The 21,901-nt window shown below is 37.8% G+C and carries 17 protein-coding genes, 3 tRNA genes and 1 pseudogene; 7 read left to right on the top strand and 14 right to left on the bottom strand.

The features are described 5' to 3' along the window. From J7R07_RS06005 to rpsL, 4 genes are all read right to left on the bottom strand, one after another. A partial coding sequence (locus tag J7R07_RS06005) for a GTP-binding protein (protein WP_234924853.1) occupies positions 1-127 on the bottom strand: 127 nt, incomplete at its 3' end. A 61-nt stretch (positions 128-188) separates the two neighbouring features. Next, a complete protein-coding gene (gene fusA, locus J7R07_RS06000) occupies positions 189-2,273 on the bottom strand; it encodes an elongation factor G (protein WP_208435974.1) in 2,085 nt (694 codons plus the stop codon). A 27-nt stretch (positions 2,274-2,300) separates the two neighbouring features. Next, entirely contained in the window at positions 2,301-2,771 is a 471-nt protein-coding gene (rpsG, locus tag J7R07_RS05995) for a 30S ribosomal protein S7 (RefSeq protein ID WP_208435973.1), read from the bottom strand. A gap of 18 nt (positions 2,772-2,789) precedes the next feature. Beyond that, positions 2,790-3,161, bottom strand: a complete 372-nt coding sequence (gene rpsL, locus J7R07_RS05990; protein ID WP_006589495.1) for a 30S ribosomal protein S12 — start codon at positions 3,159-3,161, stop codon at positions 2,790-2,792. Between the two features lie 506 nt (positions 3,162-3,667). Here rpsL and xth point away from each other — a divergent pair. From xth to J7R07_RS05965, 5 genes are all read left to right on the top strand, one after another. Continuing rightward, positions 3,668-4,450: an exodeoxyribonuclease III gene (xth, locus tag J7R07_RS05985; protein WP_208435972.1), complete on the top strand. Its 783-nt coding sequence runs from the start codon at positions 3,668-3,670 to the stop codon at positions 4,448-4,450. A 124-nt stretch (positions 4,451-4,574) separates the two neighbouring features. After that, positions 4,575-5,480, top strand: a complete 906-nt coding sequence (locus tag J7R07_RS05980; protein ID WP_208435971.1) for a transporter substrate-binding domain-containing protein — start codon at positions 4,575-4,577, stop codon at positions 5,478-5,480. 141 nt (positions 5,481-5,621) lie between these two features. Then, entirely contained in the window at positions 5,622-6,374 is a 753-nt protein-coding gene (locus tag J7R07_RS05975; RefSeq protein WP_208435970.1) for an amino acid ABC transporter permease, read from the top strand. Between the two features lie 2 nt (positions 6,375-6,376). Then, on the top strand, positions 6,377-7,093 hold the full coding sequence (locus J7R07_RS05970) for an amino acid ABC transporter permease (protein WP_208435969.1): 717 nt from the start codon (positions 6,377-6,379) through the stop codon (positions 7,091-7,093). A 12-nt stretch (positions 7,094-7,105) separates the two neighbouring features. Further along, complete coding sequence (locus J7R07_RS05965; RefSeq protein ID WP_281384548.1) at positions 7,106-7,852, top strand: amino acid ABC transporter ATP-binding protein; 747 nt, start codon at positions 7,106-7,108, stop codon at positions 7,850-7,852. 97 nt (positions 7,853-7,949) lie between these two features. On the opposite strand, the pseudogene J7R07_RS05960 reads toward J7R07_RS05965, so the two are convergent. The 6 genes and pseudogenes from J7R07_RS05960 to J7R07_RS05935 all read right to left on the bottom strand — a co-directional run bounded on the left by J7R07_RS05960 (position 7,950) and on the right by J7R07_RS05935 (position 15,321). Beyond that, positions 7,950-8,742 (bottom strand): annotated as a pseudogene (locus J7R07_RS05960) (tetratricopeptide repeat protein). Positions 8,743-9,340: 598 nt separating this feature from the next. After that, entirely contained in the window at positions 9,341-12,064 is a 2,724-nt protein-coding gene (locus J7R07_RS05955; protein WP_208435983.1) for a valine--tRNA ligase, read from the bottom strand. A gap of 141 nt (positions 12,065-12,205) precedes the next feature. Beyond that, a complete protein-coding gene (locus J7R07_RS05950) occupies positions 12,206-12,772 on the bottom strand; it encodes a DUF2497 domain-containing protein (RefSeq protein ID WP_208435967.1) in 567 nt (188 codons plus the stop codon). A gap of 242 nt (positions 12,773-13,014) precedes the next feature. Further along, positions 13,015-14,328, bottom strand: coding sequence for a TolC family outer membrane protein (locus J7R07_RS05945; protein ID WP_208435982.1), 1,314 nt, complete (start codon positions 14,326-14,328; stop codon positions 13,015-13,017). A 33-nt stretch (positions 14,329-14,361) separates the two neighbouring features. Beyond that, positions 14,362-15,036, bottom strand: a complete 675-nt coding sequence (locus J7R07_RS05940) for a protein-L-isoaspartate O-methyltransferase family protein (protein WP_208435966.1) — start codon at positions 15,034-15,036, stop codon at positions 14,362-14,364. A gap of 211 nt (positions 15,037-15,247) precedes the next feature. Further along, positions 15,248-15,321: transfer RNA gene (locus J7R07_RS05935), tRNA-Cys, on the bottom strand. Between the two features lie 185 nt (positions 15,322-15,506). Between J7R07_RS05935 and J7R07_RS05930 the strand changes: the two genes are divergently transcribed. Further along, positions 15,507-15,581 (top strand) — tRNA-Asn (locus J7R07_RS05930). A 748-nt stretch (positions 15,582-16,329) separates the two neighbouring features. Here the strand turns inward: J7R07_RS05930 and J7R07_RS05925 are convergent. From J7R07_RS05925 to ilvA, 3 genes are all read right to left on the bottom strand, one after another. Then, positions 16,330-17,709, bottom strand: coding sequence for a DEAD/DEAH box helicase (locus J7R07_RS05925; RefSeq protein WP_208435965.1), 1,380 nt, complete (start codon positions 17,707-17,709; stop codon positions 16,330-16,332). A gap of 292 nt (positions 17,710-18,001) precedes the next feature. Further along, positions 18,002-18,532 (bottom strand): hypothetical protein, encoded by a 531-nt coding sequence (locus tag J7R07_RS05920; RefSeq protein ID WP_208435964.1) that lies wholly within the window; start codon positions 18,530-18,532, stop codon positions 18,002-18,004. Positions 18,533-18,569: 37 nt separating this feature from the next. Continuing rightward, positions 18,570-19,847, bottom strand: coding sequence for a threonine ammonia-lyase IlvA (gene ilvA, locus J7R07_RS05915; RefSeq protein ID WP_208435963.1), 1,278 nt, complete (start codon positions 19,845-19,847; stop codon positions 18,570-18,572). 156 nt (positions 19,848-20,003) lie between these two features. On the opposite strand from ilvA, the gene J7R07_RS05910 reads away from it, so the two are divergent. After that, positions 20,004-20,089 (top strand) — tRNA-Leu (locus J7R07_RS05910). A gap of 331 nt (positions 20,090-20,420) precedes the next feature. Here J7R07_RS05910 and J7R07_RS05905 read toward each other — a convergent pair. Continuing rightward, entirely contained in the window at positions 20,421-21,296 is an 876-nt protein-coding gene (locus J7R07_RS05905; RefSeq protein WP_208435962.1) for an outer membrane protein, read from the bottom strand. Positions 21,297-21,901: the final 605 nt, after the last annotated feature.

Here is a 21,901-nt window from a genome sequence, read left to right as displayed (position 1 = left end):
CATACGCTTTAAATTCACCAAAATATTTCGTAATCGCTGCTGTTAATGAAGTCTTCCCATGATCAACATGACCAATCGTACCAATGTTAACATGCGGCTTCGTACGTTCAAATTTGCTCTTTGCCATTTGAGCTCTCCATTTTCCGTCCAAATTAAGGACTAAGTTAAAAATTAATGACTTAATTAAATCACGCGTACTTCTTCTGAATCTCCAAAGCAACAGCTGAAGGAACAGGCTCGTAATGATCAAACTGCATTGTATATTGCGCACGCCCCTGACTCATAGAACGAAGAGTATTCACATAACCAAACATATTTGCCAAAGGAACCATTGCATTTACAACCGTAGCAATACCACGCGCCTCAGTTCCTGCAATTTGACCGCGACGAGAATTGAGATCACCAATAACATCACCCACATAATCTTCCGGAGTTACAACCTCTACCTTCATGATCGGCTCAAGAAGTTGCGCACCAGCCTTTTTTGCTCCATCACGGAAAGCAGCACGAGCAGCAATTTCAAAAGCCAAAACGGAAGAATCAACATCGTGATATCCGCCATCAACCAGCGTAGCCTTTACACCAAGCATAGGAAATCCTGCAAGAGGTCCTGAACCCATAACGCTCTCAATTCCCTTCTGAACGCCCGGAATATATTCTTTGGGAACAGCGCCACCAACAATCTTCGACTCAAAAATGAAATCATCACCTTCATGAGGCTCAAAAATAATTTTTACACGAGCGAACTGCCCTGCACCACCAGATTGCTTCTTATGCGTATAATCAATTTCTGCCATTTTTGTGATCGATTCACGATAAGCAACCTGAGGCTGACCAATATTCGCTTCAACCTTAAATTCACGCCGCATACGATCAACAATAATATCAAGATGAAGCTCGCCCATTCCGGCTATAATAGTTTGACCCGATTCCTCATCTGACTTAACACGAAATGAAGGATCTTCAGCAGCCAAACGATTAAGCGCAATACCCATTTTTTCCTGATCTGCCTTTGTCTTTGGCTCAATCGCAATTTCGATAACGGGCTCTGGAAACTCCATCCGTTCTAAAACAACAGGTCTCAAAGGATCGCAAAGAGTATCACCCGTCGTTGTTTCCTTAAGCCCTGCAAAAGCAACAATATCACCAGCAAACGCTTCTTCAATATCTTCACGAGAATTTGAATGCATCTGAAGCATACGCCCTAAACGCTCTTTCTTTCTCTTTACAGTATTCTCAAGAGAAATACCTCTTTGCACCCTACCAGAATAAATACGACAAAAAGTCAAAGACCCAACAAATGGATCATTCATAATCTTAAAAGCGAGCATAGAAAGCGGAGCATCATCTGAAGACTCACGCGTCGTTTCAGACTCCGTCTTTACATCAATACCACTAATCGCAGGAACATCGACCGGAGAAGGAAGATAAGAAACAACAGCATCCAAAAGCGGCTGTACACCCTTATTCTTGAAAGCTGTTCCACAAAGAACAGGATGGAACTGAACCTCCACTGTTCCCTTACGAATGAGAGCAACAAGCTGCTCATTGGTTGGCATTATACCTTCTAAATAATCTTCTGTTGCAGCTTCATCAACTTCAACCGCCATCTCAATGAGTTTTTCGCGATATTCTTCCGCTTTTTCCTTCAAATCGGAAGGAATTTCACTCACAACCGCTGAAGCACCAATGGAACCATCCCATCTCAATGCCTTCATCTCTACAAGATCAACGACACCTTCAAAATCATTTTCAGCACCAATTGGTAACTGCAAAACAAGCGCCTTAGCCCCCAATCGCGAACCAACCATCTCCACACTACGGTAAAAATCAGCACCTATTTTATCCATTTTATTCACAAAAACCATGCGCGGCACACGATATTTCTCAGCCTGCCTCCAAACAGTTTCCGTCTGAGGCTCTACCCCAGCATTCGCATCCAACAACGCTATCGCCCCATCAAGAACACGCAAAGAACGCTCAACCTCAATCGTAAAATCAACATGCCCTGGCGTATCAATGATATTAAAACGCCGCTTACGACCATCACGCCCTTCCCAAAAAGTTGTTGTTGCAGCAGATGTAATCGTAATACCGCGTTCCTGTTCCTGCTCCATCCAGTCCATTGTAGAAGCACCATCGTGAGTCTCACCAATTTTATGATTTTTACCCGTATAGAACAAAATACGCTCAGTCATAGTGGTCTTACCGGCGTCAATGTGTGCCATAATACCAAAATTACGATAATCTTCAATTTTATATTCGCGAGCCATTGTACTTGCCTTAAGTTTAAAACACGCCTACCAGCGATAATGAGAAAAAGCACGATTAGCTTCAGCCATACGATGCACATCTTCACGTTTCTTTACCGCAGAACCGCGATTATTGGCCGCATCCATCAATTCACCAGAAAGACGACTAACCATTGTCGTCTCATTCCGCCCACGCGCTGCAGAAATCAACCAGCGGATAGCAAGAGCTAGACGACGATCAGGACGAACATCAATCGGAACTTGATAAGTAGCACCACCAACGCGACGCGAACGAACCTCAATATGAGGAGCAACATTTTCTAATGCTTGATGAAACAGAGCTACAGGATCTGTTTTCACTTTCTTCTCTACAACATCAAGCGCACCATAAACAATACGCTCGGCAACCGATTTTTTACCATCAAACATAATGGCATTCATAAATTTTGTAATAACCAAATCACCAAATTTAGGATCCGGATTAATTTCACGTTTTTCTGCTCTATGGCGACGGGACATGGGCTTTGTCTCTCAATATTATTTTGGACGCTTTGCGCCATATTTTGAACGACGCTGTTTACGATTCTTGACACCTTGTGTATCAAGTAAACCACGAATAATGTGATAACGAACTCCTGGCAAATCTTTCACACGACCACCCCGAATCATAACAACAGAGTGCTCTTGAAGATTATGCCCCTCTCCTGGAATATAACCGATCACCTCAAATCCATTTGTCAAACGGATTTTAGCAACTTTACGAAGTGCAGAATTTGGTTTCTTTGGTGTCGTTGTATAAACACGCGTACACACTCCACGCTTCTGCGGATTCGACTGAAGGGCAGGAACCTTGTTGCGCTTAACTGGCACAACACGCGGCTTGCGAATCAACTGGTTTACAGTAGGCATGCAACCTTCCTCTTTTTAATCTACGTTCGTTTTGCCCTTTTGGGCTTTTTTATTTTATCTCTTCCGATAAAATCGGAGCAACTACCCAAACTCACACACAAAATCGGGCAGTGCTGCTACAAACAGCTTACCCGATTACAAGCAGAGAAGGCAACAGCCTTTTGCACTGGCATTTGCTTTTAATCTTTAAAATCAAACCTGTTTGAATGATTTTTTGAACAATATTAAAACTGCTAATCACTCTCACATCAGCTATAATGCCCTTTAATAGCGAGAACACATGCATTCGTCAAGAACTAAACATCAGAAAGTTTTTAAAAATAAAAATAAATTAGATTGTAATACTTTAATTTAGCTTTTACAGAAGTTCTTGATAAATGATAAGTGAAATCCGGTAATTAACATCTCTCTACACAACAAAAAAGAGCCGTAACATATTAATAAGTAATAGAACACTTTAACGTAGCGATATAACAAATTGTATAAGAATATTTAAGATAAGCACCATGAAAATAGTCACCTGGAATATTGCTGGAATAAAAGCGCGGCATGAGACATTATATCAATGGCTACAACAACATCAGCCCGATATAGTCTGTTTACAGGAAATTAAAAGCACCGATGAGAATTTTCCACGCGATGCAATTGCAGACTTAGGTTATCACATAGAAACACACGGACAAAAAAGTTTTAATGGCGTTGCGATTCTCTCCAAAAAAACACCCGATGAGGTTACCCGCCGATTACCAGGTAATGACAATGACGAACAAACACGTTACATAGAAGCCGTTTATTCAACAAGTAAAGGCGTTATTCGTGTTGCATCCCTCTATCTACCAAACGGAAACCCTGTAAAAAGCGAAAAATATCCTTACAAAATAGAATGGATGGAGAGATTGTATACACATGCAAAATCATTGCTTGCGTATGAAGAACCTCTTATCCTAGCTGGTGATTACAACGTTATCCCTACCCCACTGGATGCAAAGAATCCTCAGGAGTGGAGTCATGATGCCTTATTTCTTCCACAAACAAGACAAATTTTCCAGCGTATTATTCATTTAGGTTTCTATGATGCTATTCGTAATGTTACAGAAACTCCCTCTTTCAGCTTTTGGGACTTTCAAGCTAATGCATGGCATAAAAATAACGGGATTCGTATTGATCACTTACTCTTATCACCAGAGGCTGTTGATCAACTTATCTGCGCTTACAGCCAAAAAGAAGTACGAGGATATCAAAAACCATCGGACCATACTCCTGTTTGGGTTCACCTTAATTTTAATTAACGAACACAAAACACCTGATTGAATTGAGATAAAAAATCTCCCACCTGGAATATAAAACTGTATAGAATAATACATCTTTAAACAGTAAAAAAGAGCAAAAAATCGTAAATAAATGGAGGATATAATGAAAAAAACACTGTTAGTCTTTATTGCAGCAACTGCCATTGGGCTGACAAGTACCGCACATGCTGGAAATGATACACTTGAGAAAATAGAAAAAACAGGAGAGATTATCCTGGGTGTCCGTCAATCATCAGGTCTAGCTTATGCCCTTGGCAATAATAAATATGTAGGTTTCCACACAGAAATGGCAGAACGTATTATTGATGATATTTCAAAAAAAATTGGTAAGCCAATCAAAATTCATTATCTTCCCATCACCTCACAAAATAGAATTCCTCTCTTGAAAAATAACACTTATGATTTTGAATGTGGCTCAACAACAAATGATATTGCCCGTAGTAAAGAAGCTGCATTTGCTTATACCACTTATGTCGAAGAAGTTCGCATTGCTGTAAAGAAAAATTCTAATATTAAATCTCTTGCTGATTTAAATAAAAAAACAGTTGCAACCACCACTGGTGCAACGTCTGTTCAACTCATTCGTAAAAATAAACGTGCAAAAAACATTCACTTTAAGGTTATAACGGGAAAAGATCACGGAGATAGTTTTTTATTGCTAGAATCTGGCCGTGCAGATGCCTTTGTTATGGATGCTTCAATTCTTGCTGGGCATATTGCCAAATCGAAAAATCCATCCGATTATGTGATCCTTGATACAGTGCTTTCAGTTGAACCCATTGCTTGTATGCTCCGCCTAAATGACAAAAACTTTGAACAAGCAATCAACGACAGTATTTTGCACCAAATCAAGGATGAATCCCTTAAAAAGCTTTACGATAAATGGTTTATGAAACCAATTCCGCCTGCTAATACTATTATTAACCTTCCCTTATCTAAAGCAACACAATATGCTTGGGAACATCCAAACAATAAGCCTCGCGAAGATTACACAAAAAATAATTTATAGAATAAAAAAGAATAGTCACACTCTTTGAAAATTGAGTGTGGTTATGTTTTGGTTCGATTTTTAATAAATTCAGCATATGTGTAGATATGGCTGTTTTATCATTTTGTCTTGCAGATTACTAAATTGAGGAAATATCAATTAATGAACTTTTCTTTTCTTTGTACAGATGACCTTAATCAAACATTCGTAGTTGGATGCCTTGGAACCCCTGGTGTGAGTCATACCTATTTAGATACACTCCTTGATGGCTTAAAAAATACAGTAATCTTGTCCATTTCTTCAATGATCTTAGCTATATTTTTTGGCATAGTTATAGGAACAATGCGCACTCTACCAAACACTTCTATGATTCGTTGTTTATTGCGTACTACCGGGAGTATTTGGGTAGAGATCATGCGTAACATTCCTCTGCTTGTACAAGTATTTTTATGGTATTTTGTGGTACCAAAGGTTTATCCACCAGCGATGAACTTCTCACCCATTCTCTTAGTAACATGTGCCTTAGGATTCTTTACATCCGCCCGAATTGCAGAGCAAATTCGCTCAGGCATTGAGGCGATTCCTTCCGGACAGCGTTACGCCGCTATGGCAATAGGATTTACGACCTACCAGATTTACCGCTACATCATATTGCCACGTGCTATACGTACAATCATGCCACCGCTTACTTCAGAAGCAATGGGCGTTGTGAAAAATTCATCTATAGCATTCGCCGTTTCAATAAATGAACTAATGCAATTCCAATACCAAACGATCGAAGAAGTAAGTCATGTATATGAAAACTATCTGATCGTTACAATTCTTTATATTTTTATAGCCTTATTCGTATTTATCGTTATGACAATAATTGAACGAATGCTTAAAATCCCTAACTTTCAAACAGAGGATCACTGAATATGATAAATTTCATAACCTCTAAGTTTGGATTTTCTTCTCCTTTCAATTTTTCAGATTTTGATTTTTCATTTTTTACTTTTGATATATTTTGTTCTTACATTCTATCGGGTTTACTCTTTAGTGTTTTCCTAACCCTCTTTGCAACGATATTAGGGCTCATTTTCGGCACTCTCTTAGCAATGATGCGGCTTTCTTCTATGAAACTGCTCTCTTGGCTTGCAATAATTTACATAACCGCCATGCGCTCAATACCGCTTGTTATGGTTATCTTATGGTTTTTCGTGCTTTTACCGTTCCTAACCGGGATATCAATCGGTGCAAATAAATCTGCACTCATTACCTTCTCCGCATTTGAAGCCGCTTATTTTGCAGAGATTATGCGTGCCGGTATAAATTCCATTTCACAAGGACAAAAACATGCAGGACAAGCTCTTGGAATGACATATTGGCAAAATATGTACATTGTCATTCTTCCCCAAGCTTTTAGAGATATGTTACCGGTTTTTTTAACACAAATTATTATTCTCTTTCAGGACACAACGCTTGTTTATGCAATTAGTGGCAATAGCCTATTGAACGGTTTTGATATTGTTGCTAACAATTTTGGTGTAAAGCAAGAAGCTTATGTCTTGGCAGCTATTTTCTATTTTGTTATCTGTTTTACACTGTCACAGATAGTCCTATACCTGCAGAAAAAAATATCCATTATTCGCTAACAGGAAAGAAAAATGTCTACTCATATGATTAAAATAAAAAATGTTTCCAACTGGTATGGCGAAATCAACGTTCTTAAAGACTGCACAACCAACATTAATAAAGGGGAAGTTGTTGTGGTTTGTGGACCGTCAGGCTCTGGAAAATCAACATTTATTAAAACTATTAACGCTCTTGTCCCTTTTCAGAAAGGTGAAATTTGGATTAATGGAACACCGGTTCATTCAAAGAAAACGGATCTGCCTAAATTGCGCAGTCACGTAGGAATGGTCTTTCAGCACTTCGAGCTTTTCCCACATTTATCCGTTACAGAAAATTTAACAATTGCACAAATCAAAGTTTTAAAGCGCAGTAAAAAAGAAGCGCTCGAGCGTGGTTTGTTGTATCTTGAACGTGTTGGACTTATTGAACATAAAAATAAATATCCTGGCCAACTTTCTGGAGGTCAGCAACAACGTGTTGCTATCGCTCGTGCCTTAACGATGGATCCGCTTGTTATGCTTTTTGACGAACCAACATCTGCCTTAGATCCTGAAATGGTAGGTGAAGTATTAGATGTCATGATCAGCTTAGCAGAGGAAGGTATGACGATGATTTGTGTAACGCATGAAATGAGGTTTGCGCAAAAAGTCTCTGAACGCGTTATTTTTATGGATCAAGGGCAAATTCTCGAAGACTGTTCATCCAAAGAGTTTTTTTCGGATTCGCAAGCCAGAACACCGCGCGCACAGGATTTTTTGTCTAAGATCCTGAGTCATTAATTGTCGCATTATAGCCAGAAGCTCTCTTTGTCGTAAACGCAAACATAAGAGATTAAAATTCATATTAGAGATATCGAAGCATGTTATGATAAAATATTCAAAAAAAATTGTGACTTTTTATGATATCAGTGACCATCGACATCGCGGTACGTCGCTCTAATTCATTCCAAAGGGTGAAAGTGCGCTCTTGCATAGGGCCGTTTCAATTGCGATCTTTCACTGTAGTTTTTTCATAGGCTGCTATTAGTATTGCTGTGCCGCGAACAATTTCTCCTGCTTGAATCAGCATATTTCTACGCATCACCTAAGCAGGAGGATTTCCTTTTCTTGCGGAAAGCTGAAACCAGCATGCTGCTTGTACAAGTTTTTTTTCTTCCCTTTTTCTTCTAAAAATATTTCTCCCAAATAGTACTACGCTTTAGGATTTCCATAATTCACCGCAACCTGCATATAAAGATGGAAAGCATAAGGAGGGTTAGGTTTTACAGGTAACTGAAGAATACCCTTCTTTATATAACCCGCAAGTTCAACCAATGCATCATAAACATAGCTTTAATCCTCGGAGCCAAGATCAGCACCTTTTTCAACAATATATGCAAAAAATTGTATGCCTTATAATCATCTTCAAAAACACCATTACCCTCTGCATAAATATGTCCAAGCTCCCAATTTGCACCAATATTTCCCATATCAGCTGCACACCGCAACACTGAAAGTGCCTGATTTATCTGCCCATTTTTATAAGCAATCATACCACGTTTCAAAAATAAAATGAACTATCAATAGCTTTCTGTGCACTATTTACATTCATCATATAAGTAGTACGAAAGAGCCCCACCTAAAGTAATACCAATCGCGCCTTTTCTCCATGCCTTGCACACGTTTAGCATCTAAAATCTCCCCCTTAGCTCAATTTTAATCATGAATCTGCTGTAATTTTTTTTGTAAAAATTAAAAAATCTTTTTAGGAAGAGAAAAAAGACACTTTAAATACTGGAATTTTAACATAAAGGTTAATAAATAGAAATTGCAAAAAACATTCAATCAAAAGAAGAATTTATTTTTATGTACAAAAAATTGATTTTTAAGTGTAAACTATCATTTTATCTTCTGTATCAGATCTCTCGATATTATAGTATTATCATCCTTCAAATATTTTTATTATGAAATAGAAAAAACTACTTAATAGAGAAATAGAGATACTAAAAAGCAGTTTAGAATTGATAAAGCATATCATTCATAAATCTTTTCAATATAAGGGCATTCTTAAACAGCATGAAAGTATAAAGAAATATCATAGCAATGCTATCCTATGACTTCCTAAACGCAAAAATGACGAAGCTTTTGTAGACTTTTCATTATAGTATTCATGAATGGCGCTAAGAGTATGAATTGAAAGACGGAAGAGACTTTCTTGAAAGCCAATCTATAAAACAGCAGCACCACAGAATGTGGTATCCATAAGGGATAGAGAATAAAAAGCCGCAATCACGCTAATCGCTCTAAAGCAACAGATATTTTCTTCTGAGCAGCACGTAACTCTACAATTCTATCACGCTCAACCTCAACAATTTCTGGTCTTGCATTCGCGACAAACTGAGGATTATTTAATTTAATCGCTATTTTCTCAATATCCTGGTCAATTTTACTCATATCTTTCATCAAACGAGCGCGTTCAGCTTCTAAATCAATCAATTGCCCCAATGGTAAACAAAAAATTGCCTCTCCCAAAATCATTTGCGCTGAAATAGCCGGAACTTTATTAGAAAACTCAATTGTTTCAACACGTGCTAATCTTCTAAGAAGAGCATCATAACGTTTTACACGCTCCTGAGTTAATTCCCCGGCCTCTACAATAACAAGGGGTGCTAGTGTACTCGCTGGAATGTTCATTTCAAAACGTACAGACCGAATGCCAGTAACAAAATCAATAAGCCAATTCACATCATCAGCAGCAGCTTCGTCTGCAAACATTCCCTCCGGCCATGGTATTAACGCTAGCATATCCTCACGCTTCATACCTTGTGTTTCTGTAAGAGACCACAATTCCTCCGTCATATGAGGCATAAAAGGATGAAGAAGCTTATAAACCTCATCTAAAACCCAAGCAGTACATGCCTGAGCTTCATTTTTAGCATCCTCATCTGAACCTTGAAATACTGGTTTGAGAAGTTCCAAATACCAATCACATAATATATGCCAAATAAAGCGATAAAGTGCGTTAGCAGACTCATTAAACTTATAATTTTCAATCCCCACAGTCACTGCCGAAACAGTTTTAGATAACTCTGTTAAAATCCAACGATTAAGCGCAAGTTTTGCTTTTTCTGGCTTAAAAGTCGGATCATGCTTAACACCGTTCATCTGTGCAAATCGGGTAGCATTCCATAACTTCGTAGCAAAATTACGATATCCTGCGATGCGTGAGGGATCAAGTTTTACATCACGCCCTTGTGCTGCCATAATAGCCAAAGTAAAACGAAGCGCATCCGCGCTATATTGATCAATGAGCTCCAATGGATCAATAATATTCCCTTTCGATTTTGACATCTTAGCTCCCTTCTGATCTCGGACAAGAGCATGTACATAAACCGTTGGGAAGGGAACCTCACCCATAAAATGAAGCCCCATCATCATCATACGCGCAACCCAAAAAAAGATAATATCAAACCCAGTAACTGATAGAGATGTTGGATAAAAAGTAGCAAGTTCAGCTGTTTTTTCTGGCCAACCTAGTGTTGAAAAGGGCCAAAGAGCGGATGAAAACCATGTATCTAGAACATCTTGATCACGGGTTAATTCAACCACCTCACCATAATGAGAGAAAGCCGAAGCTAAAGCCTCTTTTTCAGTTTTTTCAACAAAAACCGTGCCATCAGGACCATACCAAGCTGGGATCTGATGCCCCCACCACAATTGGCGTGAAATACACCAAGGTTGAATATTTTGCATCCAATTGAAATAAGTTTTCTTCCAACTATCGGGAACAAATTGCATCTTCCCTTGATGAACAGCTTCTATCGCTGGCTTAGCTAATTCCGCAGCATGGACATACCACTGATCTGTTAAGAATGGTTCAATAGGCACCCCACTACGATCCCCATGAGGAACAGTATGTGGATGATCATCAACAGCTGCTAAATATCCCCTTTCTTCCATCAAAGAAACAATTCGATCGCGCGCGAAAAAACGATCAGATTGATCAAGAGTTTCTACCAGTATTTTTAATTCATCGGATAAAATTAAACCATCAAAAAATGCTTCATTCTCACGGAGAAAAATCTCAGCCTTTTCCGTAAAAATATTGATCAAACGCAGATTGTTGCGCTGCCCTACTTCAAAATCATTAAAGTCATGCGCTGGTGTAATTTTAACAGCACCACTCCCTGCATCAGGATCTGCGTAAGAATCACCAACGATCAATAATCTACGACCAACAAGCGGCAAAACAGCATTGTATCCTATAAGACTTTTATAACGATCATCGTCAGGATTAACCGCAATTCCTGTATCACCAAGCATTGTCTCAGGACGTGTTGTCGCTACTGTTATAAAAGTTGTAGCATCATTTGGATCAAAAACTTTACCTTCAAGCGGATACCTAAAGTGCCATAAACGGCCTTTGATTTCTTTTTGCTCCACTTCAAGATCCGAAATAGCCGTTAATAACTTAGGATCCCAGTTAACCAAACGTTTATCCCTATATATCAGCCCTTGCTTATAAAGCGTGACAAAGACTTCACGAACAGCCCGGGATAAACCTTCATCCATCGTAAATCGCTCACGCGACCAATCACATGAAACACCAAGACGGCGTAGCTGGTTTGCAATAATTCCTCCAGTTTTGTGACGCCATTCCCAAACACGTTCAATAAATTTTTCTCTCCCCATCTCTTGACGTGTTGGCTCTTGGCGCTCTGCAAGTTGACGCTCTACAACCATCTGCGTAGCAATCCCTGCATGATCCATGCCAGGTTGCCATAAAACATTCTTGCCACGCATCCGCTGAAAACGAACTACAATATCTTGAATTGTCGTATTCAGTGCATGGCCCATATGAAGTGAGCCTGTAACATTGGGAGGCGGAAGCATAACACAAAAAGGCTCTGCATCATTTTTTGAACCCACTCCCGCTTTAAAAGCACCACGAGCCTCCCATCTCTTTGCAACCCGTTGCTCTATGGAAGCAGCATCATAGTTTTTCTCTAACATTCTATCCATCCATAACGCCGCTGAAAAATGCAACATATGATCAAAACGTAGATCATATTCTCTGCACACCCCATCCATTTATACTGCAGCTACAAAACTGCAAATGCAACCACCCTCACATAAAATAAAAAAAATAAATTATTAAGATGACTTTTTAATTGCCTTAACAATCTCTTCACGTAAAATATTTTCAAGCAAAATAGGTAATTTACACCGTAGCCACTCTGCTATAGCCGGACGCAAGATATCCTTCGCAATCTTCTCCGCAGAAGAAATACAATATTCAGATAACTCTATACGAGCAGAAGCCGTATTTTCTGATTGCGGAACACGAACCTCATCACCATATTCTTCCATTTTATGGACAGAAACCTGTTCCTCAGAAGAAAGATTCATTTTTCGCACATCCGTCCCGATCACATTATTCTCTACCTCTATATACTCTTTCTCTTGCACTGAAGAAAAATCCTGGTTTTCAGAAGAAAGACCAATACGATCGGCCAAAGCCTTCATGGCATCATCCACAGATAAGGTCGTATCACAGACACCTTCTGACACTACTGTTGAACGATCTGCAGAGGCATTCACCGCAACACCTTCATTTAAAAAGTGATCAGATTGAACTGCATTTTCTTCGATTATCTCACGAATAGATGTCAAAATTTCATCCATACTCGGCTCACGTAACACGCTTGAACTCTGTACCATACTTAAAAACCTCTCAAAGACGCAATAACAAACAGAATCATATTTTTAGTGTAAGCAAAAGAATTATAAGATCAACATACCTCCCACTATATTTTCAAACGTAATTGTCACGAAAAGGGACTACACACAATTTTCTTTATTTATAAAATAACATTGAAACATTACAGTTCCTATCAACTATTAGCTTATTGATTTTTTAAAAACGAAAATCCTTTGCCAGATTCAAGAACCACTTCTATACATTATCGGATATATTTAATCGTTTTCAAACCTAAATAATCTGCAGTCAATTTACCAACGGAAGATTGAACACTATAGCTTGCAACAACAGCATTACGTTCTGCCACCGCAAGAGCAATTTGCGCATTAATTAACTGGGTTCGAGAATTTAAAACATCTAAAGTTGTCGCCTGCCCAACACGATTCTCCTGAATACGACCCTTAAAAGCGATTTCAGCAGCACGCACACTCTCACGATAAGCAACAACAGATGCGCGTGCAGCTTCTAACTGAAACCAAGCAGAAGTAAGTGACTGTCTTATGTTACTACGAGCTAAATCAAGCTGAAGATACGCCTGCCCAAGCTGTTCCCTGGATTGACGAATCTGAGCAGAGGTACGCCCCCCTTCAAAAATCGGCACACTCACTGACAACCCTATTGATTTAGAAACTCCATCCTCCCCAGCACTACTGTAAACCCGATTATAAGACACTGAGGCAGAAAAATCAACTTTAGGAAGCAACGCCCCTTCTTTCGCTTTTACATTGTAAAGATTAGCATCAACCAAATATTTTGCGTAAAGAATTGCCGGATGCAGCACAACACTCATCTGGTAAGCAGCATCAAGATTAACCGGCAAATCTTTCGCTACTGGTGGATGTGTTAATTTTTCAGGATCAGAACCAATAACTTGTCGATAAACTGCCTCTGCTGCTTTTACATCAGCACGTGCCAAACTCAGTTCTGAAATAGCTACAGAACGGGCAGCTTGCGCTTGCGAAAGATCAACACGATCTCCCTCTCCTACATCAAATTTTGCTTTATTCGAACGAACTTGCTCTTCAAGAGCAGCCAAATTCTCTCTACGAAGATCAGCAATACGGCGCGCCTGATAGACATTCGCATAGGCTGTTACAGCATCAAGAAACGTATTTTGCTCAGCATTTCGAAGATATTCACGCTGTGCTTGCAACTTAACCTGAGCTGAAGAAAACATATTTTGTGTGATAAAACCATCAAATAATCTTTGATTTAATTTTAATCCTATAGACCCAGAAGTGATATAAGAACCTGTCATGGACTTATTCCGCCCATAGTTTCCAACACCTTCAATTTGCGGCAAAAGCCCCGACCGCGCAATGACTACATCATCACTTGATATACGCACAGCAGCACGTTCACTATTCAATTTCGCATTATTTACATAAGCTTTAGTAAAGGCATCCATCAATGTTTCTGCACAAACCGACCCTGAAAAAATACTCAAAACCAGCAACAAACACACCTGAAATTTTCTGTTTACTTCGAACACAATAACAAACCCCACATTAGTTATAAAATTATCTTTTATTTACAAACAAAACAAACACTAAAATATAAAATCAGGTGTTTTCAAAAAGCTAGGAAGTGGTTTTACAGCAAGATTAAAAGCACGACGCACTGCAATAACTCCATCTTCTTTTACATAGATTCGTGCAATACCAGAATTACCATGTCCTTCAACGGCAATAAGACGTCCTCCGTCTTTTATTTGATTAAAGAGACTCTCCGGGATAAAATCAACAGCCCCCTCAATAAAAATCAAATCATAAGGCCCTTCAACTGCATATCCCTGCTCTAATGGCCCATGAACCACAACCACATTATCACATTGATGACGTTCTAAAATCTCAGTTGCGCACTCTGAAAGAGTTTTATTACTTTCTAATGCAATTACAGATCTCGCAAGTTTTGAAAGCAATGCTGTACAATACCCACTATTTATACCAACATCTAAAACAATATCTGAGGATTTTACAGCTGAAAGTTGTAATAATTTCGCCAAAGAGGCAGGTCTCATAGAATAGTACGCAGATATCCCATCTTGCGCTGGATGTATGACAATATCGGCATCAAGATAACTTAAAGCTTTCATCTCTTCTGGTATAAAGTCTTCACGTGGTACTGTTAAAAATGCTTCAAGAACTGATAAATTCGTTACGTCTACCGTACGAATTTGATTGTCAACCATTTTGCGACGAAGCTCTGCAAAATCCACAACCATAACAACCCTTTTCTCCCACATATAATAAGAATCATAAAAAAGGTGATAATGAGGACCTAAAATCTTTTACTGCGGGTGTTACAAAAAAGTACGCTACAGTCAACAATTAGATTCTAGCTACACTGCTCCTCGTGGTAAAGCATTTTACCATGAAAGGGAATTTTTTACTTGCGTATATCTTCCCTAAAAGCCATCTCTTTTTTAAATTTTCTGGAGGCCTCGCCCGGAATCGAACCGGGATACAAGGATTTGCAGTCCTCTGCGTAACCATTCCGCCACGAGGCCTCATTAATAAACATAGAAGGTGTCAATAAGGGAAGGTAATGCATCCGTCAAGGCCTAGAAATCTTTCTTATTCTTTTTTCCTCTTCTGAAATTTATAATATTTTTTTAAAAAAAATAATTTTATCCTTTGCAAATCAGTATTGCTTTGCTATAGCCCTTGGAGTCAAGTGAATGAGGCATCGTGTTCCCCGGTAGCTCAGCGGTAGAGCAACCGGCTGTTAACCGGTTGGTCGCTGGTTCGAATCCGGCCCGGGGAGCCACTTATATTTTTATAGCGTATGATTTTCTGCATATTTTTTAAAAATGTCAGATTTGTGAATTTATATAATATGTAGTGATGGAGGTAGGGTTTTCTAAAGCCCATCCCGTGGGTTATGTTTTCTTTTGCTAACTTTCCTTCGTAATTTTTTAGATTTTGTAAAGGATTGTTATAAAGAATCGAGAGTTTATAACTAAACGAATCAATGAGTAAAGAGTTAAAGGTATATCATTAGAGACTATCCGCCATACGATCGATATAACAAAAAAGCTCCTTGCAGCTCAAAAAGCTATGAGACGAATTGGAGTCTTAAGCTTGAATTTTATCTAATCTAAATAGTCTCATAACAAATGTAAGCAAACGTTACGTTGTGTTTTGTTTTTTAGTTGCAGTACGTATTGAATAAAGATAAAGTCCAACGATATATCTCCAAATGCACCAGGATATAACTTTAGCTCAGTTGGAAGGAAATGAAGAAGGCTTTTCTAACCGCGATGCACCAGATAAATATAAGAGGATAGAACTTTTAAAACCATTTCTCCAACTTAAAAGTAACAATTTTTTTAAAGATATTCTCTAATCGATACCAGACATCCAAACTGTTCCTATTTCTGAAAAACGAAAATCTTTGAAAGATCCTCTCATTTTAGCAAATATTGTTTTGTGCTTCTTTTTTTTCCCGTTCAAATTTAGAAACAATTGAAAAGAGAGAAATATTTCTAATACCTGATTTTTTCTAAATATTTTACTCAAGCTGCTTTCTTCACTGACTTTCGAAAACGAAAAGACTTCGCACGTTTCACTACTGCTTTTGCTTTTTTATGTCTTTCATTTGAATATAAAGAATTTTTATCCTGTAACTGCTCAATTTTATTTTTACACTTTAAAAATCGTTTCTGACGTTTAAGTTTTCTCAAACGAAATTCCTTACCATTTTCTTTTTCTCTATTTTCTGGAGTAATCAGCTTTTTTGGAAATGTCGCAGATTGTTCTGGAATAGATCCACACACTAATCGCATACGAATCAGACGCTCCACAGCACGCAACCGCATTTTTTCTACTCCTTCATCAAAAAGTGTGAGTGCTTCACCAGATGCACCATTGCGTCCTGTACGACCGATACGATGGACATAACTTTCAGCTTCATCTGGTAAATCATAATTAATAACGTGGCTTATTCCTGGTATATCAATACCACGTGCTGCAATATCTGTTGCCGCAAGGACCCGTACCGCTCTTTCACGAAAAGCTTTTAAGGCAGATTGGCGAGCACTTTGTGATTTATTTCCATGAATTGTTGCAACAGAATATCCTCTCTTTGCTAGGCTGCGTGTGACAGCCTCAGCACCGTGTTTTGTTCGAGTAAAAACAATAACCGAAGTAAGAGCTGGATTTGTTAAAAGTTGGCTTAAAACATTCTTTTTTTCATGCGTAGAAACATAATATAATTTTTGCGTGACCTCTACAGCTGTTGAACCTTGAGGAGCAACCTCTAGTTTTACTGGATCATTGAGCAAACCTCTTGCAAGTGCAGTAATTTCTTTCGGCATTGTCGCAGAAAAAAGTGCCGTCTGACGCTCTTGAGGCAAAAACTTTGCGATGTGCTGTACATCATTAATAAATCCCATATCTAACATACGATCTGCCTCATCCAAAACTAAAAAATGAGATTGAGAAAGATCAACGCATTTTTCACGAACAAGATCTCTTAAACGCCCTGGCGTTGCTATTAAAACATCCACACCTGTTGCTATGCGTTTGATTTGTTTTAAACGTGATACTCCGCCAAAAACAAGACATGTCGAAAGATGCGTTCCTTTCGAAACAGCACGAACTGTTTCATCAATCTGAACAGCAAGTTCACGTGTAGGAGCCAAAATCAAAGCACGCGCAGTTTTAGGAACACGTTTATCACCTAAAGCCAAAATCCGACTCAAAATAGGTAAACCAAATGCCAAGGTCTTTCCAGAACCCGTTTGTGCAATACCGAATATATCATACCCATTCAGCATCACTGGAATCGCTTTTTCTTGAATAGGTTTAGGTCTACTCATACCAGCAATAAGCAAGTTTTTAACCAAAAGAGCAGATAAACCCAACTTTGTGAAAATATTTTCTTTTATATTCAAAATAGAATTTTTCCTCAACCCAACAACTTTAAACACGTAAAAAGCTGAATTCCGTTACTCAAGAATCCGCGCAAAAGAGATCTTGATATTTTAAATTTGTAAAGCAACGCTTGAAAGAGCGATTTTGCATAGCCCACAAGTACCCTGAAATCAAGGTAAAAGCGCATAAACCTCACATTACAAAAAGCTCATTAACCAGCTTAAACACCTTCACCCGGCATTATCGTCGGATTATGATAAAAAAGCAAGAACTTTGCAAAAGTATCTTCTATGAAAAACAAATATTAAGTATTCATTTCTTTATTATTGTTGCTAGGGGTAAATGTACCTTATTAAAATCAGGATAAGTTTCCAAAAAAACTGGATTTTGTACGGTTTTCTGACCACCATAGATTAAATACCATTGTGTTTTATCAAAAATTGCCAAAGTTTTATATTCAATAATGCGATCTTTTGTCTCAAGCGTCGTTGGAATCAAAGCATAAAAAGTACCTTTATCGGTTTGCGAATATTCTATGTCTGTTGCATCTAAATAATAGGCATCAGCAGGCAAACTCTCAAATTGAGCACGCAATTGTTCAAGAAAATTATGACGCAATTTATCTTCTGACGTATTCAATCGGCGTCCTATTTCTTTATAAAGCTTATCAGGTATATAAGCAGAAATAAGCGCAAAATTCCTATTTTTTATAGCGTTATTAATATCAACCACTAATCTTAAAAGTTCAGCTTTTTGTGTTGTCGATGGCTCAGATGCTAAACTCTGCTTATCAACACTTACAAGCAAAAAGAGACTTAGTAAAAAATAAAAAACAGATTTCATTTTTATTATCTTTCATTATAGCAAAAATTTCTGCTTCTTAAATGACAAAATCAAACAATGTTTGATCATCGGTAATATCACGATAGCGCCAACCTAAAGCTTGAAAATTTTGCTCTAAGATACAAAAGTTATCGTATTTCTTTGTTTCAATTGCAATCAACACAGAGCCAAAGCTTCTAGCTGATTTTTTAAGATACTCAAAGCGCACAATATCATCATCTGGTGATAATGTAGCAAGAAAACTCCGCAATGCACCAGGGTGTTGCGGAAAACTAAAAATAAAATACTTTCTCAAACCCTGAAAACGTAGAGAACGCTCCTTAATATCCGGCAAACGCTCAAAATCAAAATTACCGCCTGAAATAATGAGAAGAATTTTTTTACCTTTCAACTCTTGAGGAGAAATACTGTTAAGAGCATCAATGGATAAAGCACCCGCTGGTTCAAGAACCACACCTTCAACATTAAGCATTTCAACCATTGTAGAACAAACACGATTTTCAGGAACTGTAATAACAGAATCGGGCGAAAATTGCTTCAGTATTGTGTAATTTAACGCACCAATTTCGGCTACAGCAGCACCATCTATGAATGTATCGATATTTTCAAGTTTGACACGTTTTCCACTCTCTAAACAAACGCGCAAACTTGCGGCTCTCTGCGGCTCAGCAAAACGAAGTTCCGTCTTCCAACCATATTCTCGTAAAAACTTACTCACACCACTCGCCAAACCACCACCACCTACAGGTACAATCATTAAATCTGGCTCGCGCTCGCCATTGAGTTTTTTCCATTGTAACACAGCTTCACATAGAACTGTCGCCTGCCCCGTAATAATATGAATATTGTCAAAAGGTGGTGCCATCACCCCTCCACTCTCTATAGCAAAAGATCGCGCGGCCGCATAACATTGATCAAATGTCTCACCGACTAAACGGATATCCACAAACTCTTTGCCAAAAATACGTGTCTTATCAATTTTTTGTTGTGGAGTCGTCACAGGCATAAAAATCACACCTTTACGTTCAAAATAGCGACAAACAAAAGAGACACCTTGCGCATGATTTCCCGCGGATGCACAAATAAATGCAGCATCCGAAGGAACCTCACCAAGCATTTTCGAAACAAAATTGAAAGCACCGCGAATTTTATAAGATCGTACCGGTGTTAAATCTTCACGTTTCAAATAAATTTCTGCATCATATTTTTGACTAAGAAAATCATTTCTTTGAAGTGGTGTTTCAGCAAACACATGATGCAAAGCTTCCATAGCTTCAGTTACGTCTTGAATAAATTTACGCATAACACCAATCATTTCATGCTTTGTTCATAATTATTAAAGCTCTTTTTTTATTTTCTATCTGTAAAGACAACTATTGTCAGTCAAAATTTCATTGAAAAATGAAAAGTTTCTCTCTTATCATTAATTCTTGATTCAATAAAAGATATAGCTTATGAGAGAGCTCTTATCGCGGACGTGATGAAAACGGTAAACATAGCAGACTTAAAATCTGCCGGTCTAAGACCTTGCGGGTTCAAGTCCCGCCGTCCGCACCATTTATGTAGATTTTTCCTTATTTTCCAATTGTTTAAGTTACGATAATAATCTTTCAGATTACTTTTTTTAGCCCTATTATAATGTATTCAAATGGAATTTTGATTATACGAAGGGCGAATCATATCTTTTTTAGTTGCGTATTAAGTGCTACCTTATAATCCAAAAAAAGCTTTCTTTTCAGCAAAAGAAATTTGGGAAGCTCTTCTTAATCTTATAAAATCATTCGAAGTTAATGATTTATTCTATCATAAAATAATATTTACAATGTATAATAAAAAAATAAAGGCCCTATCAAAATAGAGCCTCTTAAGCTACTTTATCTCATACAAATTAGAACTTGTACGCTATGCCAGCACGAAAGTCATTCGTCTTATATTTAATTTCAATTTCGTCTTTGAATTTCTTTTTACCAAAATCTGAGTAACGATATTCTGCGCGCATAATGATATTGTCTGTCACTGCAAAATCAACACCGCCACCCAGCGTATAACCAATCATAGAGTTTGTAACATCTGACGTTTTATTAAAGATTTCATCTCCCGTAAGTGAAATCGACAAAACGTCCTGAAACTGCCCATAAGCAACACCACCAGCGATATAAGGCAATAAACGGCCCGCAGAAAAACCAATGCGCATCCGTGTGGCACCTTCCCATTTTTGTTTAAAAGTATGGCTAAATGCCAAACGATTTTCTTCTGTATCTTCTTCACCTATTACACCTGGCCGAGAAAGTTTGCCACCCTTACCTACCCTTACTTTTTTATTGTTGGGATCTCCTCCATTTTCATCAGTATCGGATTCTGTGAAGGCAGCAGTCTTTATATCCTTTCGATCCGTGAAAATTATATCCGTATCAATCCCCAAAATAAAATTATTACCGAGATCAAAATTAGCACCAGCATAAACACCACCTATAAACCCTGAAAGTTTAGGCATATACTTTTGATCGACTGGTACCCATTTCTTTTTTCTAGCTTCCTCATCGGGATAGAGGGGAATATCAACATCAGGTGCTATAGCAGAAGTTTTACTTGAGAATCTACCAACTTGACCTCCCAAATAAAAACCTACCCAAGAAAAAGGTGGAGAAGTAATAACTGCCGAAGCAACGTGCGTCGGCTCTTCAGGTACAACCACATCTGCTGCCTGTACTATAGAAGATGAAACAAAAGCAAAAATGGAAGCTGTTATAAATCTTGTATTCATAAAATTATACCCCACTGCTAAATCTAAATATAATCAAAAATCACATCGAGAAAAACAAACTGTTATAAAATCTTATGCTGCAAAAAAACATCTACTCCTTTATAGATACATTTAAGCTTATCATTACATCAAAATTTAAGATTAGCAAATAAATTTTAATTACTTTTAAAATATTAGAAAGAATCAATGCATAAGAGTCAAATAAATATAACAAAGAACCTCTTATCCTTTATTTTATAAAAATAAGCATGATATTTTCTCATCTAAATTATTGCTTCAAAAGCTATATACTGGATCATTCAATAGTCTGTTTACTTGAGGAAGTTTCTGAAATGATACAGATGATTTTTAAAAAAGCACTTCTATTAAATATTATTCATTTATAATGATATTTTATATTAATTTACTTTTTTATTGATACAAAATACCAAAAATATCATAGGAGAATCTAAAAACTATCAACTTAGAACACATATTTCAAAATATGTGTATATTTGAAAATCTCACTATTTTACCAAAAAATCATCTCTTTTTGGCTTTCCATTCTTTAATCGTACTATTTCAATGAGCACAAAGCAATATCATGGTCCTTCCAAATTTTACCT

Source organism: Bartonella phoceensis (assembly GCF_902825145.1).
GTDB classification, from domain to species: domain Bacteria; phylum Pseudomonadota; class Alphaproteobacteria; order Rhizobiales; family Rhizobiaceae; genus Bartonella; species Bartonella phoceensis.
Note: the sequence above shows the minus strand (reverse complement) of the source record. Positions and strands in the feature narration are given on the sequence as shown.